This window comes from Salicibibacter halophilus (assembly GCF_006740705.1).
Taxonomy (GTDB): Bacteria; Bacillota; Bacilli; order Bacillales; family Marinococcaceae; genus Salicibibacter; species Salicibibacter halophilus.
Genome location: NZ_CP035485.1, coordinates 3,019,446 through 3,039,126 on the forward strand (window position 1 = coordinate 3,019,446; position 19,681 = coordinate 3,039,126).

18 protein-coding genes, 4 tRNA genes and 1 pseudogene are annotated in these 19,681 nt (G+C 44.6%); 18 read left to right on the forward strand and 5 right to left on the reverse strand.

Going from position 1 to position 19,681, the window contains the following annotated elements; all coding sequences use genetic code 11:
* The first annotated feature begins 295 nt into the window (after positions 1-295).
* From EPH95_RS14655 to glmS, 9 genes are all read left to right on the forward strand, one after another.
* Positions 296-1,306, forward strand: a complete 1,011-nt coding sequence (locus tag EPH95_RS14655) for an NADP-dependent oxidoreductase (RefSeq protein WP_142090785.1) — start codon at positions 296-298, stop codon at positions 1,304-1,306.
* Between the two features lie 148 nt (positions 1,307-1,454).
* A tRNA-Glu gene (locus EPH95_RS14660) sits at positions 1,455-1,529 on the forward strand.
* Between the two features lie 34 nt (positions 1,530-1,563).
* Positions 1,564-1,649 (forward strand) — tRNA-Tyr (locus tag EPH95_RS14665).
* A gap of 10 nt (positions 1,650-1,659) precedes the next feature.
* Positions 1,660-1,734 (forward strand) — tRNA-Gly (locus tag EPH95_RS14670).
* A gap of 38 nt (positions 1,735-1,772) precedes the next feature.
* Positions 1,773-1,846: transfer RNA gene (locus EPH95_RS14675), tRNA-Gly, on the forward strand.
* A 553-nt stretch (positions 1,847-2,399) separates the two neighbouring features.
* Positions 2,400-3,203, forward strand: a complete 804-nt coding sequence (gene cdaA / locus EPH95_RS14680) for a diadenylate cyclase CdaA (protein ID WP_142090786.1) — start codon at positions 2,400-2,402, stop codon at positions 3,201-3,203.
* Positions 3,196-4,551 carry a CdaR family protein gene (locus EPH95_RS14685; RefSeq protein ID WP_160141786.1) on the forward strand — a complete coding sequence of 452 codons (1,356 nt, stop codon included), beginning with the start codon at positions 3,196-3,198 and terminating at the stop codon, positions 4,549-4,551. The genes cdaA and EPH95_RS14685 overlap by 8 nt, the downstream gene beginning before the upstream one ends.
* 91 nt (positions 4,552-4,642) lie before the next feature.
* A complete protein-coding gene (gene glmM, locus EPH95_RS14690; RefSeq protein WP_142090788.1) occupies positions 4,643-5,989 on the forward strand; it encodes a phosphoglucosamine mutase in 1,347 nt (448 codons plus the stop codon).
* A gap of 330 nt (positions 5,990-6,319) precedes the next feature.
* Positions 6,320-8,131: a glutamine--fructose-6-phosphate transaminase (isomerizing) gene (gene glmS / locus EPH95_RS14695; RefSeq protein WP_142090789.1), complete on the forward strand. Its 1,812-nt coding sequence runs from the start codon at positions 6,320-6,322 to the stop codon at positions 8,129-8,131.
* A 431-nt stretch (positions 8,132-8,562) separates the two neighbouring features.
* On the opposite strand, the gene EPH95_RS14700 is transcribed toward glmS, so the two are convergent.
* Positions 8,563-9,582: a DUF3231 family protein gene (locus tag EPH95_RS14700; RefSeq protein ID WP_405127462.1), complete on the reverse strand. Its 1,020-nt coding sequence runs from the start codon at positions 9,580-9,582 to the stop codon at positions 8,563-8,565.
* Positions 9,583-10,614: 1,032 nt separating this feature from the next.
* Between EPH95_RS14700 and EPH95_RS14710 the strand changes: the two genes are divergently transcribed.
* Positions 10,615-11,091 carry a hypothetical protein gene (locus EPH95_RS14710; RefSeq protein WP_142090791.1) on the forward strand — a complete coding sequence of 159 codons (477 nt, stop codon included), beginning with the start codon at positions 10,615-10,617 and terminating at the stop codon, positions 11,089-11,091.
* 368 nt (positions 11,092-11,459) lie between these two features.
* On the forward strand, positions 11,460-12,395 hold the full coding sequence (locus tag EPH95_RS14715) for a 3-hydroxyacyl-CoA dehydrogenase family protein (protein WP_142090792.1): 936 nt from the start codon (positions 11,460-11,462) through the stop codon (positions 12,393-12,395).
* Between the two features lie 92 nt (positions 12,396-12,487).
* On the opposite strand, the gene EPH95_RS14720 is transcribed toward EPH95_RS14715, so the two are convergent.
* Genes EPH95_RS14720 through EPH95_RS14730 form a run of 3 tightly spaced genes read right to left on the reverse strand, consistent with a single transcriptional unit; the run spans position 12,488 to position 14,451 of the window.
* A complete protein-coding gene (locus tag EPH95_RS14720) occupies positions 12,488-13,198 on the reverse strand; it encodes a hypothetical protein (protein WP_142090793.1) in 711 nt (236 codons plus the stop codon).
* Between the two features lies 1 nt (position 13,199).
* Complete coding sequence (locus tag EPH95_RS14725) at positions 13,200-14,078, reverse strand: ATP-binding cassette domain-containing protein (protein WP_142090794.1); 879 nt, start codon at positions 14,076-14,078, stop codon at positions 13,200-13,202.
* Positions 14,068-14,451, reverse strand: a complete 384-nt coding sequence (locus EPH95_RS14730; protein WP_142090795.1) for a GntR family transcriptional regulator — start codon at positions 14,449-14,451, stop codon at positions 14,068-14,070. The genes EPH95_RS14725 and EPH95_RS14730 overlap by 11 nt, the downstream gene beginning before the upstream one ends.
* Before the next feature lie 364 nt (positions 14,452-14,815).
* Between EPH95_RS14730 and EPH95_RS14735 the strand changes: the two genes are divergently transcribed.
* The 6 genes and pseudogenes from EPH95_RS14735 to EPH95_RS14755 all read left to right on the forward strand — a co-directional run bounded on the left by EPH95_RS14735 (position 14,816) and on the right by EPH95_RS14755 (position 17,791).
* The gene (locus EPH95_RS14735) at positions 14,816-15,412 is read left to right on the forward strand and encodes a hypothetical protein (RefSeq protein ID WP_142090796.1); all 597 of its coding nucleotides are present in this window, start codon (positions 14,816-14,818) and stop codon (positions 15,410-15,412) included.
* On the forward strand, positions 15,405-15,728 hold the full coding sequence (locus tag EPH95_RS14740) for a winged helix-turn-helix domain-containing protein (RefSeq protein WP_142090797.1): 324 nt from the start codon (positions 15,405-15,407) through the stop codon (positions 15,726-15,728). The genes EPH95_RS14735 and EPH95_RS14740 overlap by 8 nt, the downstream gene beginning before the upstream one ends.
* Positions 15,715-16,133: pseudogene (locus EPH95_RS19285) on the forward strand (ATP-binding cassette domain-containing protein); the annotation flags it as partial. The gene EPH95_RS14740 and the pseudogene EPH95_RS19285, both read left to right, overlap by 14 nt.
* Before the next feature lie 153 nt (positions 16,134-16,286).
* Positions 16,287-16,628 (forward strand): ATP-binding protein DrrA1-3 family domain-containing protein, encoded by a 342-nt coding sequence (locus EPH95_RS19290; protein WP_227004156.1) that lies wholly within the window; start codon positions 16,287-16,289, stop codon positions 16,626-16,628.
* Positions 16,629-16,650: 22 nt separating this feature from the next.
* Positions 16,651-17,514: an ABC transporter permease gene (locus EPH95_RS14750; protein ID WP_142090798.1), complete on the forward strand. Its 864-nt coding sequence runs from the start codon at positions 16,651-16,653 to the stop codon at positions 17,512-17,514.
* A 64-nt stretch (positions 17,515-17,578) separates the two neighbouring features.
* Positions 17,579-17,791 (forward strand): hypothetical protein, encoded by a 213-nt coding sequence (locus tag EPH95_RS14755; protein ID WP_142090799.1) that lies wholly within the window; start codon positions 17,579-17,581, stop codon positions 17,789-17,791.
* A 23-nt stretch (positions 17,792-17,814) separates the two neighbouring features.
* On the opposite strand, the gene EPH95_RS18945 is transcribed toward EPH95_RS14755, so the two are convergent.
* Entirely contained in the window at positions 17,815-17,961 is a 147-nt protein-coding gene (locus EPH95_RS18945) for a hypothetical protein (RefSeq protein ID WP_160141787.1), read from the reverse strand.
* Between the two features lie 224 nt (positions 17,962-18,185).
* Here EPH95_RS18945 and EPH95_RS14760 point away from each other — a divergent pair, with 224 nt between their 5' ends.
* On the forward strand, positions 18,186-19,679 hold the full coding sequence (locus tag EPH95_RS14760; RefSeq protein WP_142090800.1) for a spore germination protein: 1,494 nt from the start codon (positions 18,186-18,188) through the stop codon (positions 19,677-19,679).
* The last annotated feature ends 2 nt before the right edge of the window (positions 19,680-19,681 follow it).

Sequence of the window (19,681 nt, forward strand, 5' to 3'; positions counted from 1 at the left end):
CGATCGAGCGATTATTGTCCCTCTGAGGGGAGCATCGTTTTGGCTAGAGGTACGATCGAGCGATTATTGTCCCTCTGAGGGGAGCATCAATTTGGTTAGGGGTACGATCGAGCGATTATTGTCCCTCTGGGGGAGCATTGTTTTGGTTAGAGGTACAATCGAGCGATTATTGCACCTATGAGGGAGCCATCGTCTTGGTTCGGGACGCGTCTCAATTAGTGTTGCTGTAAAAATAAAGTTATTCCGAAAGGGGTTTTGGGTATAGAAAATAGTATGATGCCAAAGGAGGTCTACGATGAGACAAATCAAGCTAAAAGAAAGGCCGGACGGAATGCCTTCTGCGAAAACATTTCAATATGAAAATGTGGACGTGCCATCCAGAAACCGGGATGAAGTATTGTTAAAGACCTTATACTTATCGGTCGACCCGTACATGCGAGGAAGAATGTCAACCGGTCCTTCTTATGCAGCGCCTTTTAAAGTAGGGGAACCGTTAAACGGCGGCATTGTCGCGCAAGTCATGGAGTCGGAAACAGAGGAATTAAAAGAAGGGGACATCGTCACGGGGGCGCTCCCTTGGCAAGAATACATCGTTGCCGATCCCAATCAATTGCGGCGTCCGGAGGTTCATGGCGCGCCCGTTTCCTCAGCGCTCGGTGTTTTGGGGATGCCCGGTTTAACCGCTTATTTTGGCATGTATCATATCGGCGAGCCAAAGGAAGGAGAAACGGTTGTTGTCTCAGCCGCGGCCGGTGCCGTCGGTTCCATAGCCGGACAGTTGGCGAAAAAACGCGGGGCGCGCGTCGTAGGCATTGTAGGTTCGCAATCGAAAGGCGATTATATTGTGAATAAGTTAGGGTTTGATGAGGCGGTTAACTACAAAGAAGAAAATGTTAGTGAAGCATTAAAAACAAAATGCCCGGATGGCATCGATGTGTATTTTGAAAATGTCGGCGGGGAGATATCCGACGCTGTGTGGCCGCTGTTAAATACATTCGCCCGCGTTCCCCTTTGTGGGGCGATCGCCGCTTACAATCTATCTGCCGGTGAGTCTGACATCGGTTTGCGTGTGCAAATGCCTTTTATTAAATCAAGAGTTAAAATGCAAGGATTTATCGTTGGGGACTTTTCCGAACATTTTCGTGAAGCCTATGAGGTTCTTTCCCCACTTGTTAAAAATGGTGAGCTTCATTTTGAAGAAACGATCCATGAAGGGTTCGATAAAGTGCCGGACGCTTTTCTCGGTTTATTTTCCGGAGAGAATGTTGGGAAACAATTGGTGAAGGTCGTTGAACCAGAACAATGATGGGTTATGCTTTGAAACGGCGTATTTGAAATGGAAAAAGGTTTACTGTCAATAGGAACATCAATAAAAAAATTATCAGTTTCCACTTGCATTTTATCCGCGTGGCTCATATAATATAACTTGTCAGCTTACAGCGGTAAGCATTTGTGGCCCGTTGGTCAAGGGGTTAAGACACCGCCCTTTCACGGCGGTAACGCGGGTTCGAATCCCGCACGGGTCACCATCTTTTTGCAAATTGATTGCTAAAGCTTTATACTGGAGGAGTAGCGAAGTTGGCCAAACGCGGCGGACTGTAAATCCGCTCTCTCCGAGTTCGGCGGTTCGAATCCGTCCTCCTCCACCATCTTACATATGCGGGAGTAGTTCAGTGGTAGAACACCACCTTGCCAAGGTGGGGGTCGCGGGTTCGAATCCCGTCTCCCGCTCCATTCCATTTTAACAATGGCGTATGGCATTACATATTTTTGCGGGTGTAGTTTAATGGTAAAACCTCAGCCTTCCAAGCTGATGACGTGGGTTCGATTCCCATCACCCGCTCCATACTATGACTAATGGCAAAACATGGGGTTTTGCTTTTTTTAATGCTTTTTCAAATACGGATTTCTTGTAATCACTTACGATTAAAAACGATATATGGATGAGGGATGATCCGGTGACGTGGTGCCGTTTGCCTGCAAATGCCGGGAAAAATGAATGATCAATGGATATGGAATGAGAAAAAGAGGGTATAATTGTAAAATGGACCATTTTGTTTATCGAGTGCCAAAAGTAACCTATATGCCCTTAGCTATGTTATAATAAAATGAAACTTCCGTCAGGGGGCGGTTTCATCCCCCCTGTGGATAGAGAGAGTCGGCTAAAACCATCACGTCATGTGGCAACGCCGACTAGCGCGTCCTGTGCGTCGGAACAATCTGGGTGTTGGCACCCGTTTTTCCGGAAGTCAGGCATCGGAAGCCGGATATCGGGAGAGCATCCTTTCTTCCTGAAAAAACCTTTTCCGACCGCTGGCCTCCGAAAGCTGATCTCACCGGGAGAAAAAAGCTAACCTCTCGAGGTTTCTCGGTTTCAATTCCTATTGGGAGGAAACGTAATGTTTGGCGAGGAGTTCATCACGTGGCTAACGAGAATCGTGGACATTTTGTTAGTGGCGTTTGTCGTATATAAATTGATAACGATTGTGCGCGGGACGAGGGCCGTGCAATTGATTAAAGGGATTACGGTTATTTTGGCTGCCTGGTTTCTTAGCAGCCTTTTTGCCTTGCAGACGATGCAATTTCTCATGAACCTCGTGGTTACATATGGGGTTTTGGCTATTATCATTATTTTTCAACCGGAGATGAGGCGTGCGCTTGAACAACTTGGGCGAGGCAGGCTATTCGGAAGGGGTCCGACCCCTGAAGAAAAGAACTCCGTAAATACGATCGAAGCGTTGATGAGATCGATCCGTTATATGGCCAAAAGAAGAATCGGCGCGTTGATCTCGATCGAAAATGAAACGGGGATGGACGATTATATCGAAACGGGAACCCCGGTAAAAGCGCAAATTTCTTCCGAGTTGCTCATTAATATTTTCATTCCCAATGCGCCGCTCCATGATGGAGCTGTTATTATTCAAAACAATGTGTTGAGTGCCGCCGCGTGTTATTTGCCACTGTCAGAAAACCCATTTATCTCCAAAGAATTGGGGACACGACATCGCGCGGCTATCGGAGTGAGCGAAGTGACGGATGCACTCACTATCACTGTCTCTGAAGAGACAGGGGATATATCGGTTACAAAAAATAGCGAAATCCATCGCGGGATTGACGAAGACCGCCTTCGTAAGATGTTGGAAAATCAACTGTTAAAAAATGTCAAAACCCGTTGGCAATGGGGAGGGCGTAAAAATGGATAAGCTCTTCAATAATCGGTGGTTTTTACGCTTCTTTTCCTTGGTGATTGCAACGATGCTTTTTTTCATGGTCAATATGGATGATTTAGGAAATCAACCAAATGTTTTTCCAGTTACGAATTCTGAACAGTTAACCGTAGAAGCCGTGGAATTGGAAGTATATTATGATGACGAGCAATACGCGATTGTTGAGATGGAAGATACGGTGGATCTTCAACTGTCCGGCACGCAAAGTGCGTTAAATCTTTTTCAGGTGACGAGCCCGAATTATGAAGTGTATGTGGACCTCGAAGATCTAGGCCCGGGCGTACACAATGTAAATGTTGAACACCGTGATTTTCCCGCCGGGGTTGATGTGTCCACGGAACCGGAATCGATCCAGGTAACATTGGAAGAACGCGAAATGACCACGCTGCCGGTAGAAATCGAGTTCATGAATGAAGGGGAATTACCGGAAGGCTATACCCTTGGGGAGCCGGAAGTGACCCCTGAAGAAGTGGAAGTGGAGGGAGCCGGCTCCCAGCTGCAAGACATCGGTTCGCTGCAAGCGTATATTGATGTCGGAGGCGCGGAAGAAACAATTTATGAAACGGTGGAGGTAGCGGTTTACGGTCCTTACGGCGAAGAGCTGGATTTTGACGTCGAGCCAACTAATGTGGATGTCGTCGTTCCCATCACTCCTCCTTCGACAGAAGTTCCGTTGGAAGTGGAAACCGAGGGCTCCCTTGATGAAGACGTGGAACTCGTTGACCTCTCCGTCGATCCGGAAAATGCCACCATCTATGGGAATTTGGGGGCCATTGATGACATAGCTGCGCTTGCAGTAGGTCCCGTCGATTTAAGCGGGATTGCCGAAAGCGAGACGATGGATTTGGACATTGCCATGCCGGACGGAGTCACTCATGTCCAGCCCGAGACAGCAACTGTACAAGCGATTGTTGAAGACGAAGATGAAGATGAAGACGCAGATGAGGATGGAAACGAAGAAGAAAATGAAGAAGAAAACGAAGAAGAAGGTGCAGAAGAAGACGAAGTGGAAGAACAAGACACTCAAACCATGGAGCTTCCATTGCAGATGGACAATGTACCGGAAGATGTTGAAGTAACGGTCGCCGATGAAGAACTCCTTAATGTTACCATTGAGGGTGACGAAGCCGAAATGGATGATTTAAGCGAAGAGGATGTCCGCTTATATATCGACTATGAAGAAATCGATGATGAAAATATGGCTGAAAGCGATGTAACATCGTATGAAATGCAGGTAGAAGTTGAAGGGCCGAACGACTTTATGTACCAGCCGGAAACGGAAAGTGTGGAAGTGGAAATAACAAATCCTGAAAGTGCTGAATAGCCTAAATCAGGGTGATGGGCGTTCCTGACTTTCAGTATCGGGATTTTTGAACAACCTCTATTGCAGGGGCAGCCAGAAGGAGCGATATGATATGGGTAAGTATTTTGGCACAGATGGGGTAAGAGGTGTAGCGAATACTGAACTTACGCCCGAGCTTGCATTTAAGCTCGGGCGCGCGGGTGGTTATGTATTGGCGAAGGACCATGTGCCTCCAAAGGTAGTAATCGGCCGTGATACACGGATTTCCGGAGAAATGTTGGAAGGTGCCCTCGTTGCAGGTCTTCTTTCTATTGGAGCAGAAGTTATGCGTTTGGGGATCATTACCACTCCCGGGGTTTCTTATCTCGCGAAAGCAATCAGTGCTGACGCCGGTATCATGATTTCGGCTTCGCATAACCCCGTGGAGGATAATGGAATCAAATTTTTCGGAGCGGATGGATTTAAACTGTCCGGTGCCCAAGAAACAGAGATAGAGACATTAATTGAGCAGGAAACGGATATCCCTCGTCCGACAGGTGCTGACCTTGGCAGTGTAAGTGACTACTATGAAGGAGTACAAAAATATATTCAACATCTAAAGCAAACGGTAGACGAAGACTTTATGGATTTACACGTTGCCCTTGATTGTGCACATGGTGCTGCCTCTTCAGTAGCGCCGAGATTGTTTGCGGACCTGGATGCCGAAATCTCAACGATTGGAAACAACCCTGACGGGACGAACATTAATGTGGATGTCGGCTCCACGAAACCGGAGCAACTCGTCAATCTCGTCAAGGAGAAAAAAGCAGACATAGGCTTGGCTTTCGATGGCGATGCTGATCGGCTTATTGCTGTGGATGAAAAAGGAAATATCGTCGATGGGGATAAAATTCTCTACATTTGCGGCCGTTTCATGAAGGAAGAAGGAATGTTGGCGCATCATACGGTTGTGACCACGGTGATGAGTAATTTAGGTTTATACAAAGCGCTTAAAGACATGGACATTGTTTCGAAAAAGACCGCGGTGGGCGATAAATACGTGATGGAGGAAATGCGCCGGGGAGGCTACAGTTTAGGTGGCGAACAATCTGGCCATATAATTTTCCTTGATTATGTCAAAACGGGCGATGGTCTGTTAACAGCTTTGCAACTCGTGAATATTATGAAAGTAAAAGACAAAACTTTATCGGAACTCGCCGCAAATGTTGAAAAATACCCGCAACGTTTGGAAAATGTCCGAGTGGTAGATAAAAATGCAGTTGAGGAAAACGAAGCTGTCCAGGAGACCATTGCCAAAGTGGAGAAACAGATGGGGGGCAATGGAAGGGTGCTCGTACGCCCCTCCGGCACCGAACCACTCGTGCGTGTCATGGTTGAGGCCGAGACAGAGACCCTTTGCCAAGATTATGTGGAGGAGATCTCATCTGTCATTTGGGATCAGTTGGGCAGTCGTGTATAAAGGCTGCCACAACGGATTTTTTCATTGACGAATCTTTGGAATATGTAGTAAGCTAACGTTGGTTTTTATTTATTGAATGGGACTATCCATTCAACAAGCGCCCGGACTGTTTTTGGACGGAAATAAAAACAGTTGACGAGGAGGAGGTTTATCGAAGTATCGGCGGATACCTCCCGGTTTTTGCGGCACAACCGTTAGCTTTTGCCTAAAACGAGGAGGCGACTCTTCGCACAAAAGTAAAAGCAGTGGCCGCAACAATATGAAGAGCGGGGCAAGGAATTGCCTGCCCCTGCTTGGCATGCCTTGCCTCGCGTAAACGGAGGCATCAGTATGTGTGGAATTGTAGGATATATCGGGACAGAAAGTGTAAAGGATATCTTGTTGAAAGGCCTCGAAAAACTTGAATACCGCGGCTATGATTCGGCAGGTCTCGCGATTGTGGATGAGAAAAGGGAAGATTTGCAGCTCGTTAAGGAAAAAGGGCGGATCGCGTCGTTACGGGACGAAGTGGAGAAAACGAAGCCCGAGGGAACATGCGGCATTGGGCACACGCGTTGGGCGACCCACGGAGCACCTAGTGCCCGGAATGCCCACCCCCATCAGAGTGAAACTAAACGTTTTACGCTCGTTCACAATGGCGTCATCGAAAACTATGAAAGCCTCATAGAAGCATACCTCTCCGATGTCGATCTAAGAAGTGAAACGGATACGGAAGTCATCATACAAATCATGGAGCGTTTTGTATCTGAAGGCCTGGCGGTGAATGAAGCTTTTCGGAAGACATTGTCGCTTCTAAAAGGTTCCTATGCCATTGCTCTGCTTGATGGGGAATCGGATGATCGTATCTATGTAGGAAAAAATAAAAGTCCTCTTCTTGTAGGGATGGGAGAAGATGCCAACGTTGTTGCGTCCGATTCCATGGCAATGCTTCACATTACGAAAACATTTGTCGAACTCATGGATGAAGAAGTCGTCACCGTCACACGCGACGGCATATGGATTCAAGATTTGGACGGCAATGAGGTGCAACGGGAACCATTCACTGCTGAACTCGATGAAAGTGACACGGAAAAAGGCACGTATGCGCACTATATGCTCAAGGAGATTGATGAACAGCCGCTCGTGATCCGTAATATTTTACAAAAATATCAAGACGAGGCCAATGAGATCAAACTCCCCAATGATATTCGCACTTCATTTCATGCTGCCGACCGCGTTTATATTATCGCGGCGGGAACGAGTTACCACGCCGGACTCGTAGGGAAAGAACTGATGGAAAAAGTCGTTGGGAAGCCGGTAGAAGTGCATATTGCCAGTGAATTTCTGTATAACCAACCTTTACTGTCCCCAAACCCGCTCTTTATTTTCATATCGCAAAGCGGCGAAACCGCAGATTGCCGCGGGGTTCTCGTTAATGTCAAAGAAGCGGGACACCCGTCGCTGACGATTACAAATGTTCCGGGCTCTACGCTCTCGCGAGAAGCTGATCATACGTTACACACGTACGCAGGTCCGGAGATAGCGGTCGCTTCCACAAAAGCATATACAGCACAAATGGCAGTGTTGGCGATTCTCGCCATGGACGGCGCACATGCCGCCGGGAGCGATACCGATTTCGATGCCCTTCATGAACTCAGCATTGCCGCCAACGCAATGGAAACGTTATGCGATGCGAAAGACGACATGGAACAAATCGCCCGTGATTATTTGTTTGAAACACGCAATGCTTTCTTTATCGGCCGGTCGTTCGATTATCATGTCGTTCAGGAAGGCGCATTAAAATTGAAGGAAATCTCTTATATCCAAGCGGAAGGCTTCGCCGGCGGGGAATTAAAACACGGCACAATCGCGCTGATCGAAGAAGGAACCCCGGTAATTGCGCTCTCCACCCAAGAAAACGTAGATTTGAATATACGCGGCAACCTGCAAGAAGTGGTCGCTCGCGGCGCCAACCCATGCGTCGTAAGCATGGATGGCTGCCACCGAGCAGACGACCAAGTCGTCATCCCACTCGTGCACGCCTATTTAACCCCACTCGTAGCCGTAGTGCCACTCCAATTAATTTCCTACTATGCTGCGCTGCATCGCGGGTGCGACGTTGATAAGCCAAGGAATCTGGCAAAAAGTGTCACGGTAGAGTAGGGTGTAAATGAATGATAGAGTTTAATGTGGATGTAAAATAAAGTCGCGACGTTTATACAAATGTTGCGAAGGTTTACCCCTTTGGATATGATGATTCCAAAGGGGTATTTTTGGGAACACAAAATTCCAGCAATTGGACCAGATTGTCGAAGATGCCAATTATGTTGAACAAATGCATTGTAGATAATTAGGGCTTTTCGAGGAGACCCGTGCTTTTGTATGGTAAAATTATTTATACATAATGAAAACATTTACGAAGACAGCAAGCAATGGAAAGGAATAATAGAGTTGCATAGACAAAACCTAAATACAAATCTGCAATTATCGGTCGCTTATCTTGAGTATGATGACATCCTTCGGAACAGGGGCTTGTGAGTATTTGCTTCAGAAGTAGAAATTATGTTGTTGTAACAAAAAACCGATTTTTTAGATCAGCTCTTATCTTTATCCTTCGCTAATTTTTCCCGATCTTTCACTCCTGGTGGTTGTTCCAGCCAGTGATGCTTAATCATGATATCAGCTCCACTTTTGGAGAGCTTAGCGTTTTCAAACGATAATCGTTCATAATCAATGGCAATATCGCTTCGTTGACTAGTAGCTGCACCTGTCGCATAGTTTCCTACACCTGAGGAAATGAGTAGAGACATATGGAACATCATTAATTTGTCGGAAAACGTTGGGGTGGTTGAATCACTGACGCCTACATCTGGTATATTTGAGACCTCAATTTCATCCTCTAAAAGCTTGTCAGTAAAAATTTTCGCGTGTTTCTTTGAGATATCTTTGCCTCGTAGCATAAAATCTTGAACTTCTTTGCGCGGGGAGATTTGAGCAAAGGCGATACACAATTTCATCCCTATAGAATTCGAAAGGACATTCATATATAAATGGGAAATTTCAATGGCATTTAGGGGACGTTGATCGCTGAATGGATTGAAGCTACTCATGTATGTTTTACTATCTACATAATCAATGCTTTTAGGGACTTCAATATAAGGATGCCTGCCAGCGATCCCCTTTTCAAGTTCAATTTTGCTCGCTTGATTATAAAGATTATTTGTTTCCGTCAAGGCATGTGAAAAATAGGTTCGTATGTCTTCTCTGTCACTCATCGACACAAAGCCACTATAGGATAACATGCCAACTTTTCCCATATGCCTTATATAGGATATACAAAATGTATCTGTAAACAACCATGGTGCGTTCATGTCGACGTCTTGTTCACCAAAACCATTTGGGACTGAGTATGATTCGTCTTCAAAAATTGAGCGTAACTGGTTTAAATGATTAGATGCAATATCATAGGCGGACTGAACAACAGGCTTAATGTCTTGATCTAAAATGTGATTGAGCATAAAACGTAAGATATTAGCAGACATACTGTCATTCATGTAGGCTGTCCAAAGGGAAGCAATTTCTGCAGATGTTAAGTGAACATTATTTTCCATTATGGTGCCTCCTCAGGTATTGAATCGATAGAAGATTAAATGTACTGTTCAGTAACAACTCAGTATAAGTATCACTCAAATCAATCGAATTATGTCTAGAAAATAAAAGCGAATAAGGTTGTTTCAAATTATTGAACTATACAGTGGGAGATGAATGAGTATGGATCTACCTTATTTCTTAATGGCTTTGTTAACCATTATCGTCATATGCGTGATTTTCCTACTTAGACATCAACGCGCTATAACTGCAAAGCTTGGTTTTATATGCTGGATATCACTAAGTGTATATTTCATTATCGACTACATCGTTATTCAAGCGACCACTGCGCCGTACAATTTTCTTGAACAGCCCATGAGTGATCTTGGTGTAACTACGTGTGGAACCGATACATATGTACTTTCATCTTTGGAAATCTGTTCACCCTATCATTTACTGATGAATTGAACGTCTACATTTACAGGTATTGTTATGTTTATTGGAGCAATTTGCTTACATCAATTTTGGCCGGATAATCGAAAAAGCCGAATTGCTACCATATTTCTTATCATCTTTGGCCTCAGCTATACAATGGCTGGTATCTTTCCTGCTGATGTAAATTTTCTTTAGTGCGGGCTTTTGGGCAAAAGGCATTTGGGCAATGGCCTCTTTTGCTTGAAGGTAACGAGGAACTTATCATCATCGTACATCTCGTTAGATGGACAACCGAGCGCGTCGAGTCTCCAGGGCGACGGTCTGCGGACTGAAAAAAGGGAAACCGAACGCATCGAGTCCTCAGAGGGACGGTCTGTGGACCGGAAAGGGAAAATCCGAACGCGTCGAGTTCTCAAAGGGATGGTCTGCGGACCGAAAAGGAGAAACCCTAGCGCGTCGAGTCTTCAGATGGTCGGTCTGCGGACCGAAAAGGAGAAACCCTAGCGCGTAGAGTCTTCAGAGGGACGGTCTGTGGACCGGAAAGGGAAAATCCGAATGCGTCGAGTCCTCAGAGGGACGGTCTGCGGACCGGGAAGGAGAAATCCGAGCGCGTCGAGTCTTCAGTGGGACGGACTGCAGAATGGGAAGGGAAAAACACGCAGGGTGCTGGGAAACTAGCACGTCCTGTGTGGAGCAGCGAAAAGCTGGGGATAACTTCAAAGGTTTACCTATTGCTACCTATTCTTAAAGTTGTAAGAGATTGGTTTGTAGAGTTACTAAGTCAGATTAGAGGAGTGTTAATATTGTCACGGTGGACGATTTTTCAATTTTTTATTTTAGGATTTTTAATAATGGTGATGTCACTCGTTGAACTATTTTCGGGATTGTTTGGATTAACCGAATTTCCGTTTTTACCTGTCACGTTTATTTTGTTAGTAATCATTTGTTTCTATTTATTATTTTTATTTGAGAACAAAAAAGAAAACCATATTTTCTCCTCATCATTATGGCTCAAAATGCCTATGTTAACAGGTATATTAGGAGCGATCTCAGCGACTTTGTTTATCATAGGTGTAGAGTTCTTTCCCTTATTTGATTAGGTGCAGGAATGGCGAGTTTTTCTTTATTTCTTTATTGGTTATTTTTTACTTCTATGCTTTTTGTTTGTATTTTCAATTATTCATAAATATCAAAAGAACTCGAGGAGTGAAACAAACATTCATCAGACACTGTTCTTTTTAGTGATTCTTGTGATTGCTTTTTTCTTTTTACTAGGATGAGAATATAAACTAATCTTGGTGGAAAGTTACGAAAAATGATAAGCTTGGAAAGGGGCAGGGGGGATGTATGAAAGAAGTGCAGCTTCAACGTAAATTTTGATCGTACAAATATTACTTAAGGTGGAAATCCGAAATCTTTTCTGATCCATCGATTCTGGTTAAATACACATACGAAAAGGGGTATTAGAATGAATAATATCGCGGTACTTGGAGCAGGTGTTATGGGACATGGTGCTGCTCAATTATTTGCCCAAGCGGGAAAAAATGTATGTATTCGAGCTAGACGCGAGTCATCGTTGGAAGAAGCAAAAGAACTGATGAATAACAGCTTAAAAATAATGGTTGAAAAGGAAATGCTGACTGAAAACGATAGGAACGAAGCGTTAGCTCGTGTCACATATACAACAGATTTGCATGAAGCGATACAAGGCGCGGACTTCATTTTTGAATCAATTCCGGAAATTCTTGAACCAAAACTGGAAACGTATGAAATTATTGAAAGCGTTGTCTCGGAGAACACCATTATTGCGTCTAATACCTCCACTTTTCCATTGGAAGAATTAACACAAAACGCAAATCATCCTGATAGATTTATCATTACTCACTTCTTTAACCCGCCACAAATTGTGCCAACGGTGGAAATCGCTAAAGATGAAAACACTAACGAGCAGGTCGTAGAGACAACGTATAACTTGATCAAGGAAATCGGAAAATCTCCAGTCGTGCTAAAAAAAGAGATCACAGGTTTTATCGTCAACCGCGTTCAAGTGGCTATGCTTCGTGAAGCGTTCAACCTAATGGAAAAGGGAGTGGCTACTGCAGAAGATATCGATACTGCTATGAAAGGAAGCATGGGCTTTAAGTGGGCCTTTTGCGGACCAATGGAAAGCCAGGATTTAGCCGGCCTGCAAACAACAAAAGCTATGGTTGGAAACATATCGCAAGATCTCTCTAACTCAAGAGAAGTTCCTTCTTTCTTAGAGGATATGGTTGAAAGCGATCAGCTTGGCATTCGAACGAATCAAGGTTTTTACAACTATGATGATAACGGAGAAGAGGCGATCCGTTCACGAGACGATCAGTTTATAAATCTATTGAAGTTACTGCAACAAAAGCAAGGATAATTGATTATATAGCTGTTTCTGTAAAATAAAAACATCCACAAGTTTTAGTGTGGATGTTTTTTCGTATTTTTGTCAGGATAACTTTTGCGTTTTTATTCGGGCTTCACAGGCATTCGTTTAGTGGTTAAGCGAACGACCCACAACCCGACCGCAATCAATAATAAGGTGCAAACAAGTGAAACAGAGAGTGAAAGAACAGGCATTGGGATATTCGAAAACCTCATTAGCGGTAGTGTCCAGTCGTTTTCCCATAATAAATCAACGGCTGAAATATAGAGAACTCCTATCCCGATAAATCCTAAAAGACCCCAGCCTCCGAAACGATAATAACCGCTTATGACCATCCAGCCAGCGATGTAGTAACATAGAATGATCAGGCTATAGACGAGGACAGGCATGAGCCAAACGGATGTCGTATTCAGAAAATCCATCTGTGAAGTGCCCGGGTCGAAGGTTGTGAAAGATCCGATCAGCGCCAGAATTCCGGCAAGGATTGCGGAAATGATCATGATGCTGAAGGCTACGCCCGTGGCAGCGATCGATGAACCTACAAAATAATCCTTGCGTGTAATGCCATTTTTTACATAATAAGTGAGAAAAGCCATGATAGTTAAAAGCCCAATGACGAGCATATAAATTTTAGTAGGTTGATAGATGACGGACATAAGGTTCCAATTTTCAGCCTGCATTTCAGGTGTAAACAGATAGAGTAGAAGATACACAACTAATAAAATTGGGATATACCATAATGTCCACTTCATTTGCGTAATAAATAAGTCGGTGGCTACTTTTTTTGCTTTCATTCTAGCCCTCCTCCTCTTTTGTTAGATGAATGAACAAATCTTGCAGGGAGACCGGACCGATATCCAATCCCAATTTTCCGGCTTCCTTCCGGTCGGCGTCACTGACTTCTCCGTATATCATCGCTGATTTCGTATCTCCGAGTTGCTGTATTTTTAATGTTTTGCGATTGCGGATGAACGCATCTACGGTTTGCGAGGTGCCTGTCACCGATGCGCCGCGGTTGATAATTTTATCAAATGGTTCATCGATGATAAGGGAACCGCGATCTAAAATCAGAACATGATCAAACAAATAGTCCATTTCCGATACGAGATGCGTAGACAATATCAGGATCCTCGGATGACGTGCTTGCTCTTCCAACACCTCTTGATAAAATAACTCACGGGCTGGAGCGTCCATGGATACATAAGCTTCATCGAAGATTGTAACCGGGGAGCGATGAGCAAGACCGAGCGTGACATTCAAAGCTGACTGCATGCCGCTCGATAATTCTTTTACCGGTTTATCCAAAGGGAGTTTGAACTGGGCAGCCAAGTCTTTGGCATAAGCAAGATCAAAGTTAGGTCGATAGCGCTCAGCGAATTCTAAATAACGCCTCGCCGATTCGTATTCATCTTTGTAATCCTCCGTTTCAAAAATGAAGCTCACATACGGCATAATGTTTTTATTTTCAAACGGCGTTTCTCCACCTATGTGAATCATCCCCGACGTCGGCTCTCTCAAAGATGCAAGCAGAGAAAGCAGCGTTGTCTTTCCGGCACCATTTCTGCCAATTAAACCATAGGTTCTGCCTTGTTCCAGAGAAAAAGAAATGTCCTCCAAGGCGTCAACATTTTTGTATTTTAAAGATACGTTTTGAAACGTTACATCAAAATTCATTGGATTCACGCCCTTTCTTTTTATGAATCATGTCAATGATCTCCGTATCTGATAAGCCTAGTTTTTCCGCTTCTTGCAGCATGGGCGTGAGATAGTCATCTGCGAACAACTCCTTGCGGTTCTGTTTCAACTTCTCTTTAGCCCCGGGAGCAACAAACATCCCCACACCCCTTTTCTTAAAAATGATATCTTCATCCACCAGCACTTGAATCCCCTTGGACGCGGTTAAATGATTGACTTTATAAAAATGAACCATTTTCGTTGTCGATGGAATTTGCTCGTTCTCTTTTAATTGATCGTTCAATATCTGATCCTCGATCTTTTCTTTGATTTGCTCAAATATCGGTTTCCTATCGTGGAAGGACTGACTCAAAAGTGTTCACCACCTTTTTGGTTCAGTTTGGTATATGGTTATATAGTTATGTATATAAGTATATTTCTAGGAGAGGTTGTTTGTCAATGGTAAATCTTCACTAGCGTGTGCTGAAGCCCTAACGCATGAAGGCGGAAGTCGTTAGGTAGTCAACGGAGTGTGCTGGAGCCCTAACGCATAGAGTCGAAAGCCGTAAGGTAGTCAACGGGGGCTGCTGAAGCCCTAACGCATGGAGGCGCCAGCCGTTAGGTAGTCAACAGTGTAAGATGGAATTACATGCACTGAACAAAATATTGCAATGCTGCATAATTTATAGTACTCTACATTACAGAGTTCTATAAAAATAAAAAAGGAGACCCCGCTCATGAATAAGGAATCTCCAAACCAAGACACGCAACAAGCGTTTGACGATTTAAATTATATTAAACACTTGACGGTCCAAACGCGTAACAGCGCCTCTGAAGCCAGTCCGTATTTTATCATTTGGGGGATAGCCTGGATCATCGGTTATGGGGCTGAGGCGTTGGGATTCGTTGACATTCTGCACTGGATTTGGATGACACTCTCGATCGTGGGCATGACACTTACCATCTACACCTCGGTCCGTCAGGTCAAAGCAAATCCATTACCGAAAGTTGTCGATCGACAATTAACATTTGGGTTTATCGGTTTTTCGATTACAACATTATTGGTCGTTACCTTAATCATCACCGGCTTCTTACAATTTCAGGTGGAGTACATCGGGCTGTATTCCATCATTGTCGTCGCTGTGCTTTACATGTTCATAGGAGTCGCTTTAGGAAAAGAAATCTTCTTGATGGGCATCTGGTTCGCGATCATAGCCGCGGGAAACGCTTTTCTGTTTCCGCCGTATCACCCGGCGCTTACTGCTATTATCGGCGGTGGAAGCCTTTTATTCACCGGTTGGATGTTGAAACGTTGGGGACAAAATAATGAGTGACGCGCCACTTAATCGCATTAACGATCTCATTCATGGTAAAGCCCGGCTCGGTATTATGAGCTTGCTTATGACATATAAAGAAGGGGATTTTAATTTTTTAAAACAAAAGCTCGGCCTAAGCGACGGAAATCTCGGTGCCCATATTCGCAAGCTTGAAGAGGCGGACTACATCGAAGTGGTTAAAACATTTGAGAAACGAAAACCGAAGACGGTGTGCAGCGTAACGGAAACCGGGAAAAAGGCGTATCGACAATACGTGCAAGCGCTCGAGGAAATGTTATATGGAGAGGAGAATGATGGCGATGATTCACATTGAAAAAATTAGTAAAGCTTACGGCTCCCAACAAGCATTACAGGACGTTAATCTTTCGATCCCGCCCCAAACGTGTTACGGGTTACTGGGTCCGAATGGTGCCGGCAAGTCGACACTTATGAAAATACTTGCAGGGATCGCCCTCGATTATTCCGGAAAGATTGACGTTGACGGGCAGGATTTGAGAAAAAGCCTGAACGCGATCCAGCAACGAATCGGCTATATTCCCCAAGAAATCAGCCTCGAACAAACTTTATCCGCACGTGATCATCTACGTTTTTTTGGAAAAATTTACGGATTGCGTGGTTCCAGCTTGCAAAAAAGTGTGGATAGCATTCTTGAAATGGTCGGGCTCGCCGAACGGCAAAAAGAGGAGCTCACAACCTATTCCGGGGGATGAAACGACGCATCAATATCGGTATGGCACTCTTGCACGAACCGGATATTCTCATTATGGATGAACCGACCGTCGGTGTGGATCCGCAATCGCGCAATTATATTTTTGACTTGATTCGCCAGCTTAAAGATCAGGGAACGACGATCCTTTACTCCAGCCACTACATGGAGGAAATCCAACTGTTATGTGACGAACTTGCCTTGATCGATGAAGGGAAAGTCATTGAATCCGGAACGGTTACCCGGATTCGGCAACGACATACGGAGCCGTCGATTTATGTGGAAGCACGCGGCCTTCATAAAGATCAGTTGCAATCGTTTGGGGAGGTGCATATCCGACATAATGGTTATATCATTGAAACGACATCTGCTCTCTCTACGTTACAGACGATTTCCTCTCATCTGCAGAAACAAGGCCTGGGTGTCCAGCGATTGGAAATCACGCAATCGAGCTTGGAAGATATATTCTTGAAATTGACGGGATCCTCGTTGCGAGATACTGCCTGAAAAATCGAAGGGAGGGGAAAATATGATCTACGGCCTATTCCGTTTTGAACTTAAAAAAAATTTAAAAGATAAAGGTCTTTTATTTTGGATGCTGATTTTGCCTATTCTTTTTATTGTTTTGTTTGGTTATATTTTTAGCAATCAAACGACGGATGTCACATTCGATATCCCCTATATGGATGAAGACCAGTCCGAGATGAGTGAACAGTTTATCTCCGCGCTCGGGTCGAGTGACACTTTTGAATTACACGCACAGGAGAGTCCGGATGAGGCAATGGAACAGTTGGAAAACGGGGATATCAATACCTTCGTCCACATCCCATCCGGTTTTGAAGACCAAATGATGAGCGGAGAAGAGAATCCTGTTTTTTTTCATTACAACCCAGTCAATGAGGAAAGCGTTGCACCGGTTCGCAGCCTCATCGAAAATGTCAGCTATTCCTTTCAAGAAGACGGGATGCGATCGGCACTTAATGATGCCGAATTAGATGCGGATGAGATTCTTGATTCCGGGATCGAAATCGTCGCGGAAGAGCAAGTCGCGAGTGCCGAATTTGATACAATTACGCATATTATTCCCGGTTACACGGTGATGTTTACCTTTTTCATTATGATTAGTATGGTCATGAGTTTTGTGAAGGATATGCAAAACGGAATGGTCGCGCGCTTGGCGAGCACGCCGCTTACGAAGTATCAATACTTGCTCGGGAAATGGTTTCCTTACATTTTGATCGTGCTGGCACAAATTGCCGCGTTATTGTTGTTCGGTTATTTCGTCTATGGCGTAGAACTTGGAAACATTGCAGCGCTCTTTCTCATTTCGCTGGCACTGGCGGTAATTACAACTGGATGGGGCCTTGCGCTAAGTTTAAATCACGAAAAATGAAAACATGGGGCTTGCCATCACACAAATCATTGCTCTTGGTGGCGCCATGATTGGAGGCCTTTGGGTGCCTACCGAGTTCCTACCTGAATTCATGCAAACGATGGGACTATTCTTACCGCAATATTGGGCACAGCAAGGCTTTTTGGAAGTCATGATGTACGGCGGCGGAATCATGGACATTTTCATGCATGTCGGTATCTTGCTTGGTTATGCATTGCTTGGCCTAGCGATCGCTATTTTAGGATACCGTCGTTTCCTTGCTGCCGCGCGGGGGTAACCCACTGTCCTTTTTAATCATTGTCACAAAAAAAGCCACAGCAGGAGTAATACACCTACGGCAAGCCCGATGATCGCGATCGTCCGCATTAAACAGCCAACGCCCCGCATGATCGCCGGGAAGAAAAAAATAATCATGATGAAGATAATGATGAGCGTAAGGGGTTCCATATGATGACCTCCATCCTGACTTTAACTTTTAATATAGTAGGCGGAAGATCCGTATAAATAAGCGCGATATAAGAGTGGCTTGATGACGCCGATAAAACGGTTACTCTGTTCGTGAACCCGGTCCATGAATAATCAAATATTCATGGGTCGGTTTTTTATTAGCGAATAATCTTTTTATCGTTCGTACACGTTAAACCTATAGATATTCCCAAAAGGTGACGTATATGTTTAAGCGATTCCAAAAAGAAAAAATAAACCAACAGAAGGAAAAAACCTTACCAGATATTTTGAAGACGTTTTATAAATCGGCGGATTTCGTTTCCTTTCGCGTGTTTGATGAAAGTCCGTTTTACTTACATTACTTGGAGTCTGTCGTGGAGGAGCGTTACGTCCATGATGAGGTCCTTCCTTACGTGCAACGAAAAGATATGCATACCCTTATGGATCTCCAGCGGGTGATCCCCCTTGAAGAAACCAAAATCCTGCGCAAGGGCTATTTGATAGAAGAGCATTTATTGCGCGGCCACATTATAATTCAAAAGACAGGCGAAAATGACGAAGTGCTTAGCCTTCCGGCAGAATTGATAGAAGAGCGGGCGGTCGAGGCACCGGAAAATGAATTCACTGTTATTGGACCAAATGAATCCTTTATTGAGTCTATCGATGTCAATTTAAATCTGGTTCGTAAGCGACTGCATACGTCGGCACTCGTGGTTGAAGAGCTAAAGGTTGGACGCCTCAGCCAAAGCCGATTGACGATTTTGTATATTGAAGGCATCACGAGCCCGCAGCTTGTGCAAACATTGAGACAAAGGATTCAGGATATAGATTATGATGAGATCGTAGATATTTCTCAAATTAATCAATTCATCTCGGACCATCCGAACTCTCATATTCCACAACTGTTAGAAACAGAAAGACCGGAACGGGTCACATCGGCATTGGCAGAGGGGAAAGTTGCGTTTCTCATGGATGGGTCCCCGCACGCGACGCTTGGCCCGACAAACTTCATGGAATTTTTCTCATCTCCCGATGATCATTACATGCTGTGGCCGCTCGGGTCGGCGTTTCGACTGATTCGAATCGTAGCCCTTTTGTTCTCGGTCCATGCTACATCCTTTTATATTGCTGTCACTTCCTATCAGCAGGAGTTGATCCCCGACGAGTTGTTGGACACGCTCATTGCTTCAAGAATCGAAGTTCCCTACCCGCCGATCGTGGAGGTTTTAATCCTCGAGTTAACAGTTGAACTGCTCCGGGAAGCAGGGGCCAGGCTTCCGAGCCGTATCGCTCAAACGATCGGGATTGTCGGCGGTATTGTTATTGGAACAGCCGTCGTTGAAGCATCTTTAGCCAGCAGTGTGCTCTTGATTATGATCGGGATTACGGCGCTCGCGTCCTTTACGGCACCGATTTATAAAATGGGCAATACCATACGGTTAATCCGCTTTCCTTTTATCCTATTTGCGCAATGGTTTGGGATATTTGGGATGGTCTTCTGCTCGTTACTTTACCTCAGTCATTTATTCAAGTTGACATCTTTGGGCTATCCTTACTTAGCTCCTCTTTATCCGTTACGAGTCAAAGATCTTAGAGATGTGATTTTCAAGATGCCGATTCAAAAGCAGCAGAAAAGACCATCTGTCTTGCGGCCGCAAAAACGGAAGCGGTTTGATGTGAAGCAAAGAAAAACGATCCCAAAAGATATCGAGGAGTAGGC